The organism is Stenotrophomonas sp. NRRL B-14846, from assembly GCF_050473585.1.
In the GTDB taxonomy this organism is placed as follows: Bacteria; Pseudomonadota; Gammaproteobacteria; order Xanthomonadales; family Xanthomonadaceae; genus Stenotrophomonas.
Genome location: NZ_JBFLUN010000022.1, coordinates 2763734 through 2780553 on the forward strand (window position 1 = coordinate 2763734; position 16820 = coordinate 2780553).

The 16820-nt window shown below is 67.8% G+C and carries 13 protein-coding genes; 9 read left to right on the plus strand and 4 right to left on the minus strand.

The window, feature by feature from the left end:
- Positions 1–22: 22 nt before the first annotated feature.
- The gene (locus AB1281_RS14985) at positions 23–2179 is read right to left on the minus strand and encodes a RelA/SpoT family protein (protein ID WP_075676820.1); all 2157 of its coding nucleotides are present in this window, start codon (positions 2177–2179) and stop codon (positions 23–25) included.
- Between the two features lie 130 nt (positions 2180–2309).
- On the opposite strand from AB1281_RS14985, the gene AB1281_RS14990 reads away from it, so the two are divergent.
- Positions 2310–2834 (plus strand): hypothetical protein, encoded by a 525-nt coding sequence (locus AB1281_RS14990; protein ID WP_430346281.1) that lies wholly within the window; start codon positions 2310–2312, stop codon positions 2832–2834.
- A gap of 75 nt (positions 2835–2909) precedes the next feature.
- Here AB1281_RS14990 and hrpA read toward each other — a convergent pair whose 3' ends face one another.
- The gene (gene hrpA, locus AB1281_RS14995) at positions 2910–6992 is read right to left on the minus strand and encodes an ATP-dependent RNA helicase HrpA (RefSeq protein WP_430346282.1); all 4083 of its coding nucleotides are present in this window, start codon (positions 6990–6992) and stop codon (positions 2910–2912) included.
- Positions 6993–7078: 86 nt separating this feature from the next.
- Here hrpA and AB1281_RS15000 point away from each other — a divergent pair, with 86 nt between their 5' ends.
- From AB1281_RS15000 to AB1281_RS15025, 6 genes are all read left to right on the plus strand, one after another.
- Complete coding sequence (locus AB1281_RS15000) at positions 7079–7627, plus strand: Dps family protein (RefSeq protein ID WP_006439098.1); 549 nt, start codon at positions 7079–7081, stop codon at positions 7625–7627.
- A gap of 509 nt (positions 7628–8136) precedes the next feature.
- Positions 8137–9942 (plus strand): DNA helicase RecQ, encoded by a 1806-nt coding sequence (gene recQ, locus AB1281_RS15005; protein WP_430346283.1) that lies wholly within the window; start codon positions 8137–8139, stop codon positions 9940–9942.
- A 154-nt stretch (positions 9943–10096) separates the two neighbouring features.
- Entirely contained in the window at positions 10097–10480 is a 384-nt protein-coding gene (locus AB1281_RS15010) for a CopL family metal-binding regulatory protein (RefSeq protein WP_049442964.1), read from the plus strand.
- A 75-nt stretch (positions 10481–10555) separates the two neighbouring features.
- Positions 10556–12382, plus strand: coding sequence for a copper resistance system multicopper oxidase (locus tag AB1281_RS15015; RefSeq protein ID WP_014038200.1), 1827 nt, complete (start codon positions 10556–10558; stop codon positions 12380–12382).
- Positions 12379–13344, plus strand: coding sequence for a copper resistance protein B (locus AB1281_RS15020; RefSeq protein ID WP_430346284.1), 966 nt, complete (start codon positions 12379–12381; stop codon positions 13342–13344). Before AB1281_RS15015 ends, AB1281_RS15020 begins: the two co-directional genes overlap by 4 nt.
- A gap of 81 nt (positions 13345–13425) precedes the next feature.
- Complete coding sequence (locus AB1281_RS15025; protein WP_430346285.1) at positions 13426–13938, plus strand: N-acetyltransferase family protein; 513 nt, start codon at positions 13426–13428, stop codon at positions 13936–13938.
- Positions 13939–14050: 112 nt separating this feature from the next.
- Here AB1281_RS15025 and AB1281_RS15030 read toward each other — a convergent pair whose 3' ends face one another.
- Entirely contained in the window at positions 14051–14359 is a 309-nt protein-coding gene (locus AB1281_RS15030) for a zf-TFIIB domain-containing protein (protein WP_014038203.1), read from the minus strand.
- Positions 14360–14508: 149 nt separating this feature from the next.
- On the opposite strand from AB1281_RS15030, the gene AB1281_RS15035 reads away from it, so the two are divergent.
- Both AB1281_RS15035 and AB1281_RS15040 read left to right on the plus strand, forming a co-directional pair.
- Positions 14509–15276: a CPBP family glutamic-type intramembrane protease gene (locus tag AB1281_RS15035; RefSeq protein WP_430346286.1), complete on the plus strand. Its 768-nt coding sequence runs from the start codon at positions 14509–14511 to the stop codon at positions 15274–15276.
- 94 nt (positions 15277–15370) lie between these two features.
- Entirely contained in the window at positions 15371–15796 is a 426-nt protein-coding gene (locus AB1281_RS15040) for a response regulator (RefSeq protein WP_014038205.1), read from the plus strand.
- A gap of 49 nt (positions 15797–15845) precedes the next feature.
- Here AB1281_RS15040 and AB1281_RS15045 read toward each other — a convergent pair whose 3' ends face one another.
- The gene (locus tag AB1281_RS15045; RefSeq protein ID WP_430346287.1) at positions 15846–16784 is read right to left on the minus strand and encodes an alpha/beta hydrolase; all 939 of its coding nucleotides are present in this window, start codon (positions 16782–16784) and stop codon (positions 15846–15848) included.
- Between the last annotated feature and the right edge of the window lie 36 nt (positions 16785–16820).

Genomic DNA, 16820 nt, shown 5'->3' on the forward strand with positions numbered 1-16820 from the left:
GGTAGCCGGGGCAGCGTGAAGCTCAGCCGAGGCGACGCGCCTCGCTCACGCCCGGCAGCGCATCCAGTTTGCCCAGCAGGGTCGACAACTGCCCATAGTCGCTGACTTTCAGCCGCAGCCGCAGATGGGCACGGCCACTGTTGCGCACGTTGTCACTGTGGATGTCGAGCACGTAGGCGTCTTCCTGGGCGATCAGGTTGGTGATGTCCTTCAGCAGCCAGCGGCGGTCGACGGCAGTCACCACCACGTCCACTTCGTAGCCGCCACCGGCCTGGCCCCATTCCACCGGCAGGATGCGCTGCGGGCTGGTGGCGGCCAGCCGGGCCAGCGCGGCACAGTCTGCACGGTGCACGGTGACACCACGGCTACGGGTCAGGTAACCGACGATCGGCTCGCCGGCTACCGGCTGGCAGCAGCGTGCCAGCTGCACCAGCAGGTTGCCCACGCCCTGCACGGTGAACTTGGACTTGCCCAGGTTCTCGCGGCGCGCGGTCGGCCGCGGCAGGCTCGGCGCGGGCGCCGGCTGGCTGGCGGCACGCTCCGCTTCCAGCAGTGTACGGCTGACCTGGTTCGGGCCGGTATCGCCCAGCGCCACCTGGATGTACAGGTCATCGACACTGTCGGCATGGAACTTCTTCGCAGCGACGGCCAGGTCCGAGTGCTGCAGGCCCAGCCGCTTCAGTTCGCGCTCGAGCAGCTCGCGACCGGCCTGCACGTTGCGCGCGCGGTCGAGCTTGTGGAACCAGCTGCGTACCTTCTCGCGCGAGCGGTTGCTGGCCAGGAAGCCGTTGGCCGGCATCAGCCAGTCGCGGCGCGGGTCGGCCTCCTTGCCGGTCAGGATCTCGACGCGGTCGCCGCTGCGCAACCGATAGGTCAGCGGCACGATACGGCCGTTGACCTTGGCGCCGCGGCAGCGGTGCCCGACCATGGTGTGCACCTGGTAGGCGAAATCGAGCGGCGTAGCACCCTGCGGCAGGTCCAGCACCTCGTCCTTCGGGCTCAGCGCATAGACCCGGTCCTCGGTCAGCTCGGCATCGAGCGCCCCGGCCAGTTCATTGCCCTGCCCGTCCTGCGCCTGTTCCAGCAGCTGGCGCATCCAGGTGATCTTGCGGTCGAAGGACTTCTCCGCGCCCTTGCCACCTTCCTTGTACTTCCAGTGCGCGGCCACGCCCAGCTCGGCCTGCGAGTGCATCTCGTGGGTACGGATCTGCACTTCGATGGTGCGCCCTTCCGGGCCGACCACGGCGGTGTGCAGCGAGCGATAATCATTGGCCTTGGGCCGGGCGATGTAATCATCGAATTCGCTCGGCACCGGCGCCCACAGCGCGTGCACCACGCCCAGCGCGGCGTAGCAGGCGGCGACGTCGTCCACCATCACCCGCACCGCACGGATGTCATACAGCTGGTCGAAGGCCAGCCGCTTCTTCTGCATCTTTCGCCAGATGCTGTAGATGTGCTTCGGGCGGCCGCTGACTTCGGCCTTGATGCCCTGGGCAACCAGCTCGCGCGACAACACCTTCTTGACGTTCTCGACGTAACGCTCGCGGGCAATGCGGGTTTCGTCCACCTCGCGTGCGATGCGGCGGTAGGTCTCCGGTTCCAGGTGGCGGAATGCCAGGTCCTCCAGCTCCCACTTCAGCTGCCAGATGCCCAGGCGGTTGGCCAGGGGCGCGTGGATGTCGCGGGTCAACTGGGCCAGCGCACGACGCTGCTCTTCGTCCAGCTTGTCGGCCGCGCGCATCCGCGCCAGCTGGCGTGCCAGCAGGATCGGCACCACGCGCAGGTCGCGGATGATCGCCAACAGCAGCCGGCGCAGGCCCTCACTGTTGCGACCAGCCTCACGGCCGGCATGCAGCGCCCACACCGGGTCGGCCGCATCCTGACCATCGAGCAGACCGATCACCGCCGCCTTGTGGCTGCCCAGCGGCAGCTGGTCCAGGCTGGCGCGCAGGCCCGGCAGGTCGAACAGCAATGCTGCCACCACCGCCCCCTCGTCGGCCGAGAGCATCGCCAGCGCATCGAGGGTATCGCCCAGCACCGACCAGGTGGCGCGCATCTGGTGGTCGCAGTCCGGCGCTTCCCAATGCTCGCGCAGGGCCTGGCGCAGCGGAGCGGGCAGCACGGCTGCCGAGGGACGGTTCAACAAGGCATCCAGGCCAGGGACGGAAGCGCGGTTCACAGCATCGAGCAGGCAAGACAGAGGCCCCTACACTAGCGCCGGCGCCGTTCAGGGACAATCACCGCGGCCACCATCACCCGGCATGAAGACATGCCGCTACACTCGCCAGCACACCCAGGAGAGACCTGCCATGCCTTCGATTGCCCTGCGCGTCCGTCCCCGGATGCTGGCCTGTGCCGCCGTGCTGCTGTCCCTTTCCGCGCCAGCGCTGGCCCAGCGCGTGGTGGAGGGCGACCTGCAGCAGCAGATGTCGCCCGCCGAGTTCAAGGCCGCCGGCCTGGACAAGCTCAGCGCCGGTGAACTGGCCACGCTCAATCGCTGGCTGCAGGGCAAAGTGGAGGCGGCCACCACCCAGGCCGTCGCCGCAGCGCGCGAAGAAGGCCGCCAGGAAGTGATCAAGAAGAACCGCGGCTTCCTGGACTTCGGCAGCAGCGAACCGATCGAAAGCACCCTGCAGGGCGAATTCCGTGGCTTCAGCCAGGGCCGCCGCTACGTGCTGCAGAACGGCCAGGAGTGGGAGCAGATAGACGCCACGCACTATTCCGGTGGCCGCAAGGAAGCGCCGAACATCAGCATGCGCCCCGGCGTGATGGGGGCCTGGTACATGAAGGTGGACGGGGTGAACGTGCAGCCGAAGGTTCGCCGCACCAAGTAACACCCGGGCATTCCGGCCGCGCCGGATCCATGCCCGGCGGCCATGGTCGCCCGATGGGGCGACCATGGCCCGCGGTCACGCCTGGCGCAATGCGGTCACCCGCTGCGCCAGCTTCTTCGCTGAGATGCCGGTACGTGCGCCCAACTCCTGCGCGAACAGCGATACCCGCAGTTCTTCCAGATCCCAGCGCAGGGCCTGCCACTGCGGCCGCTCGCGCAGCCCCTGCTGCTCACCCACCTCCAGCGCCTCCAGGAACGGATGCAGTTCCAGCATGCGCGCCTGGTCGCGCGGCGGATCACGCTTGGCACGCTCGGTGCGCAGGATCATCGCCTTCAGGTAGCGTGGGTACTGCGCCAGCGCATCGGCCGGCGTACCACGCAGGAAGCCGGGATGGATCAGGCCGGCCAGCTGCGCTTCCATGTCGTCCAGGTTGCCGCGCGCCCAGCCCATCAACGGTGCTTCCAGCATCGGCTTGAGTTCCGCCACCAGCGCCAGGATGGATTCGGCCAGCTTCAGTCGCGACATGGCCTCACCGAACAGGGCCTTGGCGGCATGCTCGCGGCGCTGCTCGAAGGCGGCCGCATCGCGGATGTCTTCCAGGCCCTCGGCCAGCACCGCGTTCATCGCCGCATCGACCAGGTCACCGCGCAGGCGCTCCTGCGATTCAATCGCGGCATACAGCAGGCCGGTCTTGGCCCCAACCGGCAACTGCTTGCGTGCCTGCTTCACCTTCTCGGCCAACGCGATCTCCAGCAGGCGGCGCACACCCAGCGGGTGGGCCTCCTGCGCCTGCTGGCGGTCGGCAAAGATGCGCAGCGCCACGCTGTCGCCCTCATCCAGCAACGCCGGATAGGCCGGCACGCCGGCTTCACCGGGCACCTGCAACGGAATCGGCGTCGCCGGGAACGTGCGCAGGCCATCGGCCGCCATCTCGCGGCCGGCACGTGCAGCGAAGGCATCGCCGGCACGGCCGCCGAACTTCGCGCGCAACACATCGAGGTCGCGCGAGGTCGCCAGCACCTTGCCCTGTTCGTCGCGCAGGCGCAGGTTCATGTGCAGGTGCGGTTCGATCGAACCGGGTTCGAAATCGAGCGCGGTCACCGTGGCGCCGGTGGCGCGTGACAGGAAGCGCGCCAGTTCGCCGGTGATGGCATCGGCGCTGGGCTGCGGGAACGCCTCGTAGAACGCGCGGCCGAAGTCCGGCGCCGGCACGTAGTTGCGCCGCATCGCCTTGGGCAGGCTGCGGATCAGTGCCGAGGCCTTGTCGGCGACGAAGCCCGGCGCCAGCCAGCCCAGCTGCACCGGGTCCAGCGCATTGAGCAGGTGCAGCGGCACGTCCAGGGTCACGCCGTCATCGTCGGCTCCCGGCTCGAAGCGGTAATGCAGCGGCAGGCGTGCCTGTCCCAGTGGCAGGTACTTCGGGTAGCGCTCCTGTTCGCTGCCCTCACCCGGCAACAGGTCGACCAGCGACCAGTGCAGGGTCTTGCGCTGTTCCGGCGCCAGCCCCTTCCACCAGGTATCCAGACCCGCGGCAGAATGGATCTGTGGCGGCACCCGGTCCAGGTACCAGCGCGCCTGCCAGTCCTCGTCGGCAACGATGCCGGCGCGGCGCAGCTTGGCTTCTTCCTCGCGGGCGATCTCCAGCACTTTCTGGTTGTCGGCCACGAAGCTGGCGCGGGTGTTGATCTCGCCGGTCACCAGCGCCTGGCGCACGAAGATGTCATGCGCTTCGCCCGGTTCGATGCGGCCGTAGTGCACCGGCTTTTTCGGCGCCAGCACCAGGCCGAACAGGCTGATCTGCTCGGAGGCCAGCACCTGGCCCTGCGCGCGCGACCAGTGCGGGTCGAAGTGCTTGCGCAGCAGCAGGTGCGGCAACTCGGCGATGACCCAGTCCGGCTCGATCGCGGCCAGGGTCATGCCCCACACCTTCTGCGTATCCAGCAGGTTGGCCACCAGCAGCCACGGCGGCGGCCGCTTGGACAGCGTCGAACCCGGGAACGGCAGGAAGCGACGCTGGCGCGGCGCCTGGAAATCGCCCTTCTCGGTGCGGTGGCCGATCTGCGTCGGCAGGCCCGCCACCAGCGCCCGGTGCAGGGTCTGGTATGCAGCGGCACGCACGCGCTCGCTGAAACCGCCGCCCACCGGTGCCTGTTCCTTCTGTGCACGCACGGCCACTGGCGCCGGCGCCGCTTCGGCCTTGCCTTCGCGGGCCAGGCGCGCGGCACGGTGCAGCTGGCCACGGGTGGCTTTCACTGCGGCGGCATCATCACGCGCCGGGGCCGGTGCACTGCTGCCGGCCAGCAGCGGTGCCATCGAGGCATCACTGGCTTCTTCCTTCCAGCCCAGTTCCTCGCACAGCAGGCGCAGCTGGCGGTGCAGCTCGCGCCACTCGCGCATGCGCAGGAAGCCGAGGAAGTGACGACCGCACCAGTCGCGCAGCTTGGATTGGGTCAGGTCTTCGTGGGCCTGCCGGTAGGCGTCCCACAGGCGCAGCACGCCGACGAACTCGGACCGCCCATCGGCGAACTGCGCATGCGCGCTGTCGGCCGCGCCACGCGCTTCAGGCGGGCGTTCGCGCGGGTCCTGGATGCCCAGGAACGAGGCGATCACCAGCATCGGCCGCAGGCAGCCGGCGGCCTGCGCGGCGACCAGCATGCGCGCCAGCTTCACGTCCACCGGCAGGCGTGCCATCTGCTTGCCGATGGTGGTCATGCGCCGCTCGGCGTCGATCGCGCCCAGTTCGGTCAGTTGCTGCCAGCCATCGGCCACCGCGCGCTCATCCGGCGCTTCCAGGAACGGAAACTCTTCGATGCGGCCCAGGCCCAGCTGCAGCATGCGCAGGATCACCCCGGCCAGGCTGGAGCGGCGGATTTCCGGATCGGTGAATTCCGGCCGTGCCTGGAAGTCGGCCTCGGCGTACAGGCGGTAGCAGATGCCCTCGGCGATACGGCCGCAGCGGCCCTTGCGCTGGTTGGCGCTGGCCTGCGAGATCGGCTCGATGTGCAGGCGATCGAGTTTGTTGCGCGGGCTGTAGCGCTTGACACGGGCGAAGCCCGGATCGACCACGTAGCGGATGCGCGGCACCGTCAGCGAGGTTTCCGCCACGTTGGTGGCCAGCACGATGCGCCGGTTCGGGCCAGGGTTGAACACGCGGTCCTGGTCCTGGTTGGACAGGCGCGCGTACAGCGGCAGCACCTCGGTATTGCGGTACTTGCGGCGCTCCAGCGACTGGTGCGCATCGCGGATCTCGCGTTCGCCCGGCAGGAAGATCAGCACGTCGCCGCGCGCATCCAGGCGGGTGATCTCGTCGATGGCCGACACGATGGCGTCGTTGACGGTGCGTTCGCCCTGGTCTTCGCCCTCGCCTTCCAGCGCGCGATAGCGCACTTCCACCGGGTAGGTGCGACCTTCCACGCTGATCACCGGCGCGTTGTCGAAATGCTGGGCGAAGCGTTCGGTGTCGATGGTGGCCGAGGTGACGATCAGCTTCAGGTCCGGGCGCTTGCGCAGCAGCTGCTTCAGGTAGCCCAGCAGGAAGTCGATGTTGAGGCTGCGTTCGTGCGCCTCGTCGACGATGATCGTGTCGTAGTTCGACAACCAGCGGTCGCTGGCGATCTCCGCCAGCAGGATGCCGTCGGTCATGAACTTGATGCGGCTGTCTTCGCTGACCTTGTCGTTGAAGCGCACCTGGTAGCCGACCAGCTGGCCCAGTTCGCTCTGCAGTTCCTGCGCCACGCGGCTGGCCACCGCACGTGCGGCAATCCGTCGCGGCTGGGTGCAGCCGATCATGCCGGCCTGGCCACGGCCTGCGGCCAGGCACAGTTTCGGCAGCTGGGTGGTCTTGCCCGAGCCGGTTTCACCGGCGATCACCACGACCTGGTGGTTGCGGATCAGCCCGATGATGGCGTCGGCTTCACGCGCAATCGGCAGCTGCGGGTCCAGAGTAATGGACGGCTGCTGCAGCGCCCGTGTCATCCGGCGCTGCACCGACGCCTGCAAGGCCTGCTCGAAGGTGGCGGCCAGTGCCGCATCCTGTGGCTTGGCCTGGCAACGCGAGAGCATCCCCAGCAAACGGCCCCGGTCGCGGCTCATGGCGCCGTCGATGGCGGCACGCTGTTGGCGCAGGCGGGGCGATGGATTTTTATCGATAGAGTTCATCAATCGGTTCGTTCAAAACTTTGAAAGCGACCAGTCATCACGACCGGTTTATTGTGAAGGCCAACGATTCCACAAGGAGGAACCCCATGGCGAAGACCAAGAGCACGACCAAGGCCAAGACCGGCAAGCAGAAGCTTGCAGCGGCGGCACCGTCGGCGCCGAACATCGATATCGGGATCACCCAGGGCGACCGCAAGAAGATCGCCGACGGCCTGTCGCGCTTCCAGGCCGATGCGTTCACGCTCTACCTGAAAACCCACAACTTCCACTGGAACGTGACCGGGTCGATGTTCAACTCGCTGCACACCATGTTCGAGACGCAGTACACCGAGCAGTGGGCTGCACTGGACGACGTGGCCGAGCGCATCCGCGCGCTGGGCTTCAATGCCCCGGGCTCCTACCGGGAATTCGCTGCGCTGACCTCGATCGCCGAGGAACCGGGCCTGACCGACAGTGCGGACTGGCGTGAAATGGTACGCCAGTTGGTGGTCGCCAACGAAGCGGTCTGCCGTACGGCACGTGAAGTGCTGGACGTGGCGGCCAAGGGTGACGACGCCCCGACCGAGGATCTGATGACCCAACGCCTGCAGACCCACGAGAAGTACGCCTGGATGCTGCGTTCCCTGCTCCAGTAAGAGTTGGGGGGCTTCGGCAGGGCTGCGCCCTGCACCTGCCGAAGCCTTCAAGCCAGAGCAACGTCAACGTCAAAAGCTTGTTTCCTGAGGGTTGGCGGGGTGGGTCCGGTTGCGGGGGACGCCGTAAATACGTCCATGTAGGCTCGGTCGCGCCATCCATGGCGCTCACGCCCCCGCAACCGGACCCACCCCGCCTTCGACAGATTTCCGCGAACTGCCGGCAAAGCTTGGAGTCAGAGCCGTTTTCCTTCGGAAAACGGCTCTGACCCCATTTTGTTTGTCGATATCTGACAGATTTCATCCACGCATCGCGTGGATCTACTGGCCACCGGGCCAAGTCTGGGGGAGAGCCCCCTGAGTCAGGGGGCGGCCGCGAAGCGGCGGGGGTCTGGGAGCTGGTAAGTGGGGCCCGCGTTTCGCGCAGCGAAGCGTGGGAGCGGCAGCGCGCATGCGATGGCGCGTTCCCAGGGCGCAGCCCTGCCGCCGCCTCCGGGAGGTAAACTAGCCGGATGGCTTCCCGTCCCGCGCACGACCTGCTCCAACGCGTCTTTGGTTACGACGATTTCCGTGGTCCCCAGCAGGACATCGTGGAGCATGTGGCTGCCGGTCACGATGCCCTCGTGCTGATGCCCACCGGCGGCGGCAAATCGCTGTGCTACCAGGTCCCGGCCCTGCTGCGTGACGGTTGCGGCATCGTCATCTCGCCGCTGATCGCGCTGATGCAGGACCAGGTCGAAGCCCTGCGCCAGCTCGGCGTGCGTGCCGAATACCTGAACTCGACCCTGGACGCCGAGACTGCCGGCCGCGTCGAGCGCGAGCTGCTCGCGGGCGAGCTGGACATGCTCTATGTCGCCCCCGAGCGCCTGCTGACCGGCCGCTTCCTGTCGCTGCTGTCGCGCAGCCAGATCGCCCTGTTCGCCATCGACGAAGCGCACTGCGTGTCGCAGTGGGGCCATGATTTCCGCCCCGAGTACCGCCAGCTGACCGTGCTGCACGAGCGCTGGCCGCAGATCCCGCGCATCGCGCTGACCGCGACCGCCGATCCGCCGACCCAGCGCGAGATCGCCGAGCGCCTCGACCTGCAGGAAGCGCGCCACTTCGTCAGCTCCTTCGACCGCCCCAACATCCGCTACACCGTGGTGCAGAAGGACAACGCGCGCAAGCAGCTGACCGATTTCCTGCGCGGCCACCGTGGCGAGGCCGGCATCGTCTACTGCATGTCGCGGCGCAAGGTCGAGGAGACCGCCGAATTCCTCTGCGGACAGGGCTTCAACGCCCTGCCCTACCATGCCGGCCTGCCGCCGGACGTGCGCGCGAACAACCAGCGCCGCTTCCTGCGCGAGGACGGCATCGTGATGTGCGCCACCATCGCCTTCGGCATGGGCATCGACAAGCCGGACGTGCGCTTCGTGGCGCATACCGACCTGCCGAAGTCGATGGAAGGCTACTACCAGGAAACCGGCCGCGCCGGTCGCGATGGTGAAGCCGCCGAAGCCTGGCTGTGCTATGGCCTCGGCGACGTGGTCCTGCTCAAGCAGATGATCGAGCAGTCCGAAGCCGGTGAAGAGCGCAAGCAGCTGGAGCGGGCCAAGCTCGACCACCTGCTGGGCTACTGCGAATCCATGCAGTGCCGCCGCCAGGTGCTGCTGGCCGGCTTCGGCGAGACCTACCCGCAGCCCTGCGGCAACTGCGACAACTGCCTCACCCCGCCGGCCTCCTGGGACGCCACCATTCCGGCACAGAAGGCGCTGAGCTGCGTCTACCGCAGCGGCCAGCGCTTCGGCGTCGGCCACCTGATCGACATCCTGCGTGGCAGCGAGAACGAGAAGGTAAGGCAGCAGGGCCATGACAAGCTCAGCACCTATGCGATCGGCCGTGACCTGGATGCACGCACCTGGCGCAGCGTGTTCCGCCAGCTGGTCGCCGCCAGCCTGCTGGAAGTGGACAGCGAGGGCCACGGTGGCCTGCGCCTGACCGACGCCAGCCGCGACGTGCTGACCGGGCGACGCCAGATCAGCATGCGCCGCGACCCGGCCAGCAGCACCAGTGGACGCGAGCGCAGTGCGCAGCGCACCGGCTTGTCGGTGCTGCCGCAGGATCTGGCCCTGTTCAACGCCCTGCGCGGCCTGCGTGCCGAACTGGCCCGCGAACAGAACGTGCCGGCGTTCGTGATCTTCCACGACAGCACCCTGCGCAACATCGCCGAACAGCGCCCGACCAGCCTGGATGCGCTGGCCCGGGTCGGCGGCATCGGTGGCACCAAGCTGAGCCGCTACGGCCCGCGCCTGGTCGAGATCGTGCGCGAAGAAGGTTGACGCCGGGCTTCCAGTAGAGCCGGGGCCGCGCTTGGCTGCCGTTGCCGCAGAAGCAGCCGAGCGCCGGCTCGGCTCCACATTGGTGCAGCTCCAACCTTGAACCGGCCATTCAGCCGGAAGTGCATCCGCGCCCACTTGCAGCTAGATTAGCGCCATGTCCCTGGCCTCGACCCTGCTCCGTGTCGTGCTCATGCTCAGCCTGTTGCTCAACGGGCTGAACGCGGCCATGGCCAGCGGTCACGAGGAAATGGGCCGGATGGCCCACGCCGCAGCCGCTGCTGTTGATGGCGGCACCCCTGATTGCCACCACCACGCCGGCATGCAGGCCGACCCGGCCCCACAGGCCAAGGCCCCGCCCCACGACGCCCACTGCCAGATCAAGGACTGCGTGCGCAGCTGCGCCCAGCACCCGCTGCTGGTGGTGCTGCCGCTGCCGGTCATGGCCGGCCCAGCACTGTCACTGGCACCGCAGCCGATGCCGGCCACTGGCCGTCCGGCGCCGCCGCTGCCGCCGATCTCGCGTCCTCCCATCGGCTGATTCCACACGCACCGTGCGCCCTGCGCACCGTAGCCGGCCGCCTGCCGGCGTCTTTACGTGTCTGGAGTCACCACCATGAATACCCGCATTCCCCCCGGTCCGGGCGCTGTGCCCATGCCGTCGCGCCGCCTGTTCGTACAGGGCCTGGCCGCCGGCGGCGTGGTTGCCGGCATCGCCGCTGTCGGTGTGCCGCAGCGCGCGCTCGCTGCCGCCACGGCCGCCCCACGCCTGGCCGGCGCCCCCGCCGTGCTCAGCGACACCCGCATCGAACTGGCCATCGGCGAATCGCTGGCCAACTTCACCGGCCGCACCCGCCCGGCGATCACCGTCAACGGCTCGCTGCCAGCACCGATCCTGCGCTGGCGCGAGGGCCAGACCGTGGACCTGTTCGTGCGCAACACGCTGGAACGCCACCCGACCTCGATCCACTGGCACGGCATCCTGCTGCCGGCCAACATGGACGGCGTGCCGGGCCTGAGCTTCAACGGCATCGGCCCCGGTGAGACCTACCACTACCACTTCGAGCTGAAGCAGTCGGGCACCTACTGGTACCACAGCCATTCGATGTTCCAGGAGCAGGCCGGCCTGTACGGCGCGCTGATCATCGACCCGGCCGAGCCGGCGCCGTACCGGCACGACCGCGAGCACGTGATCATGCTGTCCGACTGGACCGACATGGACCCGGGCGCGCTGTTCCGCCGCATGAAGAAGCTGGCGGCGTACGACAACTACTACATGCGCACGCTGCCGGATTTCCTGCGCGACGCGAAACGCGACGGCTGGTCGGCAGCACTGTCCGACCGCGGCATGTGGGGACGGATGCGGATGACGCCGACCGACCTGTCCGACGTCAACGCCAACACCTATACCTACCTGATGAACGGCACTGCCCCGGCGGGCAACTGGACCGGCCTGTTCCGCAGTGGCGAGAAGGTGCTGCTGCGCTTCATCAATGGCGGGTCGATGACCTACTTCGACGTGCGCATTCCTGGTTTGAAGATGACCGTGGTCGCCGCCGATGGCCAGTACATCCATCCGGTGAGCATCGATGAATTCCGCATCGCCCCGGCCGAGACCTACGACGTGCTGGTGGAACCGAGCGGCCAGGATGCCTACACCATCTTCTGCCAGGACATGGGCCGCACCGGCTACGCCGCCGGCACGCTGGCGGTGCGCCACGGCCTGCAGGCGCCGATTCCCGAGCGCGACCCACGCGTGCTGCTGACCATGGCCGACATGGGCCACGGCATGTCGGGGCACGACATGGGCGGTGGTGGCCACGGCGGCCACGACATGGCCGCGATGAAGGGCATGGAAGGTGGCTGCGGCGCCAGCATGGGCCACGGCGCGCCCGCCGGCGGCGACGCCGCCAGCAAGGCGCCGAAGCACCCGGCCAGCGAGCGCAACAACCCGCTGGTGGACATGCAGAGTTCGGCCACCGAACCGAAGCTGGACGACCCCGGCATCGGCCTGCGCGACAACGGCCGCCAGGTGCTGACCTACGGCGCGATGCGCAGCCTGTTCGAGGATCCCGATGGCCGCGAGCCGAGCCGCGAGATCGAGCTGCACCTGACCGGCCACATGGAGAAGTTCTCCTGGTCGTTCGATGGCATTCCGTTCGCCAGCGCCGAACCGCTGCGGCTGAACTACGGCGAACGCATGCGCATCGTGCTGGTCAACGACACCATGATGCAGCACCCGATCCACCTGCACGGCGTGTGGAGCGATCTGGAAAACGCACAGGGCGAGTTCCAGCTGCGCAAGCACACCATCGACATGCCACCCGGCACCCGCCGCAGCTATCGCGTGCGCGCCGATGCGCTCGGCCGCTGGGCCTACCACTGCCATCTGCTGTACCACATGGAAGCGGGCATGATGCGCGAAGTGAGGATCGAAGAATGAGCCGCTCACTGCTTTCCCCCAGCCTGCTGGCGCTAGGCCTGGCCGCCGCGCTGCCGGTGTTCGCGCAGTCGCACGAAGGCCATGACATGACCGCGATGGATCCGCCGGTGAAGACCGTGAAGGCTCCGGTCGAAACGGTCGATCATTCGAAGATGGATCACTCGAAGATGGACCATGGCACGATGCAACCGGCGGCAATGGACCCTTCCAGGATGGATCATGCGGCGATGGGTCACGGCACGTCGGCGCCTACCGAACCGCGCGAACCCATCCCGGTGCCGACCGATGCCGACCGCGCCGCTGCCTTCCCGCCCATCGCCCACGGTGCGATGGAGCATGCGCCGGAGATCAACAGCCTGCTGCTGATCGACCGCCTCGAACACTGGGATGGCAAGAGCAGCAATGGCCAGGCCTGGGAGGCGACCGGCTGGATCGGCGGCAACATCAACCGCCTGTGGCTGCGCACCGATGGCGAACGCAGTCGTGGCCGCACCGAATCGTCGTCACTGGAAGCGCTGTACGGCCGCAGCGTGTCGCCGTGGTGGGACGTGCTGGTCGGCGTGCGCCAGGACTTCCGCCCGGCCGACTCGCGCACCTGGGCAGCGGTCGGCATCCAGGGCCTGGCGCCTTACAAGTTCGAAAGCTCGGCCACGCTGTACATGGGCTCCGGTGGCCAGGTGCTGGCCAAGGCCGAGGTCGAGTATGACGTGCTGCTGACCAACCGTTTGATCCTGCAACCGCTGCTGGAAGCCACCGTCGCGGCCAAGGATGAACCGGAGTACGGCATCGGTCGCGGACTGAACAAGGTGGAGGCCGGTCTGCGCCTGCGCTATGAGTTCAGCCGCCGCTTCGCGCCGTACATCGGCATCAGCCACGAACGCACGTTTGGCGACACCGCCGACTACGCCGGTGACCACGCGCGCGACACACGCTGGGTGGCCGGCGTGCGCATGTGGTTCTGAGCAGCGGTTCGTGAGCAATGGCCAGCCCCGGCAACTGCCGGGGCCGGCTACACTGCGCCACGCTCCATTGCAGGCCCCGCCATGTCGTTGCAGATCCGCCGCGCTACCCTTGCCGATGTCGACGCCCTGTCGGCGATCGCCATCACCACCTACAACGAAACGTGGGGCGACTCGTACCCTGCGCAGGAGCTGCATGATTTCCTGCAGGCGCACTACAGCCGCGAACCGCAGCGCATCGAACTGTCCGACCCACGCAGTGCCATCTGGCTGCTGATGGACGGTGAAACCGTGGTCGGCTATCTGGCGGCCGGTGCCAACACCCTGCCGCATGCGGATGCACGCGAAGGCGACATCGAGCTGAAGCGGTTCTACATCCTGGCCACGCACCAGAACGGCGGCCACGGCGCGCGCCTGATGGACGCGTTCATGGCCTGGCTGGACCAGCCGCAGCGCCGAACCCTGTGGGTCGGCGTATGGGAGGAGAACTTCGGTGCGCAGCGCTTCTATGCACGCTATGGCTGCGACAAGGTCGGCGAGTACGACTTCATCGTCGGCGACACCCACGACCGCGAGTTCATCCTGCGCCGGCCGTGATCATGCGATCCATGTAGCGTCGAGCCATGCTCGACTGCACCTAACCTGTAGAGTCGAGCCATGCTCGACTAGTGGCGGCAACAGCCAGTCGAGCATGGCTCGACGCTACAGATCAGAAATCGAACAGCTCCGACAGGAAGCTGTCCTTCTTCTTTTTCTTGTAGCCGTGGCCCCGGTTGTCCTCGTAGCGCTGGCCGAGGTGGCGGGTATCACGGTGCATCACCGGTGGCGGCGCGGACGCCGGCTGGGCCTGCACGGGCGCTGGCGGCGGCACGGCCGCACCGGCACCGGCGCGCTCGATGATCTTGTCCAGCTCGCCACGATCCAGCCACACGCCTCGGCAGCCCGGGCAATAGTCGATCTCGATGCCATGGCGTTCGGCCATCTGCAGGGTCTGGGTCTTGCACACGGGGCACAGCATCGGCGTCGCTCCTGTCGGTCTGGCCTCGACTGTACCTGCGTAGTGATGACTGTGCGGCAACGCATGACCGAAGGCACAGGGACTTCCGGCGCGTGCCCGCCTGCATGCCGCGCAGCACACTGCGGCCTCCCCCCGCAGGAAGTACGTACATGACAGTGCTGTCCCGCCTGCCTGCCGCCGCACGCCTGTTGCTGGTCCTGCTGGGCGTTGGACTCGGCCTGAACCTGCGCGACATCGCCGCGGCCGCAGGGACTCCGATTCCTGCCCTGCCCGTGCCCTACGGCGGCAGCCTGCTGGACAACGCACTGGCCGTGCTGGTGGCACTGCTGCTGGCCGCGCTGCTGCGCCCCCGTGGCATGGGCCTGCTGGCCAGCCTCGGGCTGTGCGGCAACGGCTGGGCCGGACCGTTGTGGGTGCTGCTGGCCAGCCTGCCCTGCTGGCTGGGACTGGCGCTGCTCGGTACTCCGAACACGGCGCTGACCGCGCTGGATGCCACGATGCTGGCCGTGCTGTTCCCGCTGGCCGAGGAAGTGCTGTTCCGTGGCCTCGGCTTCGTGCTGCTGGTGAAGATCGTGCGTGGTCCGTGGCCGCTGCTCGCGCTGCCACAGGCACTGCTGTTCGGCATGGTGCATTGGCTCGGCTTCGGCGGGTTCGATGGCGGCGGCATGGCACTGTTCATTGGCGCGGTGATCGCGCTGGGCGGCTTCATCTTCGCCTGGCTCGACCACCTCGACGGCGACACCCTGTGGTGTGGCCTGGTCCTGCATGTTTCGATGAACCTGGCCTGGAACGTGTTCAGCCTCGACGACGCGGTCGCACTGGGTTGGCAGGCCACCAGCCTGCGCATCGGCACCGCGCTGCTGGCGGTCGCGGTACTGGCCTGGCACGTGCGACGTCGGCGCCAGACACACCTGTAACGCCCACTTAGCCTGCCGTGCACGCCGGGCTCACTACCGGCTTGCGCATACTTGCGCGCCTTTTGCTCCCCCTGTTGTCCGGAGTTGCCGCGTCATGTTGCTGTCCAAGCGCTTTGTGGAACCACGCGTCCTGCTGATCGAGGACGCCGAGGAAACCCAGGAACTCAGTCGCCTCGCCCTGGAAAGCCAGGCCTGCCAGGTCACCGCTGTCAGCAGCGCCGAGGCCGCGCTGGGCCTGCTCAACGCCGGTGAACCGTTCGACCTGCTGTTCACCGACGTCTGCCTGGGCGGCATCAGCGGCATCGAAACCGCCAACCGCGTGCGCGAGCACCTGCCGCAGCTGCCGATCCTGGTCACCTCCGGCATGGACCAGCACCGCGTGCTGCCGCAGCTGCGCGCCGGCATCCACTTCCTGCCCAAGCCGTACAGCATGAGCGAACTGCTCGATGCCATCCGCCTGTGCTTCCGCCATGCAGCGGATGCCACGTTGATGCCGCCGCCGCAGGCCACCGCGGCCTGAACCGAGGTTGTTGACGGAGATCCACGCCATGCGTGGGTCGAACCTGTGATCAACCGCTGCTGTACGGCCCCGTACCCGGGAACACCTTCAACAGCGCGCGGGTGATCATGTCCGGGTACACCGTGAAGTGGTCCTCGTCGTTGATCACCATGTTGTCCACCGTCAGCGAGCGGCCACTGCCGCGCAGCTGCTCGGCGAACTCGGCGTTGTGGCGCAGCATGTCGTTGCGGGTGAAATAGCGCGGCTCCGGCTTGACCGTTTCAAAGCTGCCGATCGACAACACCACCGTGGTCGGCTGCGTGGGCGCCTTGGCCTCGGCCTGCAGGCGCGGCACAAGGTGGTTGTCGAACCACAGCGACGGGCTGGACAGGATGTAGGTACGGAACATGTCCGGACGCGTGGTCAGCACGTAGGCACCGAACAGGCCGCCATAGGAATGGCCGGCATAGGCACGCCGTGCCGGATCGGTGCGGTAGCGCGCATCGATCATCGGCAGCACGCGCTCAGCGAGGAAATCGCGGTAATGCGCGGCGCCGCCGTAGCTGACATCATCGCTGTAGTCACGCGGATCGGTACGCGCCGGATCGCTGGGCGTGTAATCCCGCGAGCGGCTCTGCTTGGACGTCAGGCCCTCCTGCGGCGGCAGCCCGACCAGGATGAAATCCTCGATGTTGACGCCCTTCTGGCCGACCATGTTGCGCACGCTGCGTACCAGCGGGAAGCTGTACAGCGCATCGGTCACGTACAGCACCGGATAGTGCTTTTCCGGATGTGCGGCGTAGTCGGCCGGCAACGCCACCCAGATCGGGTAATCGCGGCCGACCGGATCGTGCACGCGCAGCGCCTCGGTATCCGGCAGCACCACGCCCGGCGCGGCGGTGGCCGCGCTTTCCTTCGCTTCATTCTGGGTTGCCGGTGGCGCCACCGACATCGCACAGCCACTCACGGCCAGGCAGGCCGCCACGCTCCATCCACGCACACGCTGCATCCACACTCTCCCGTTGCGGGCGACGCACCCGGGTGG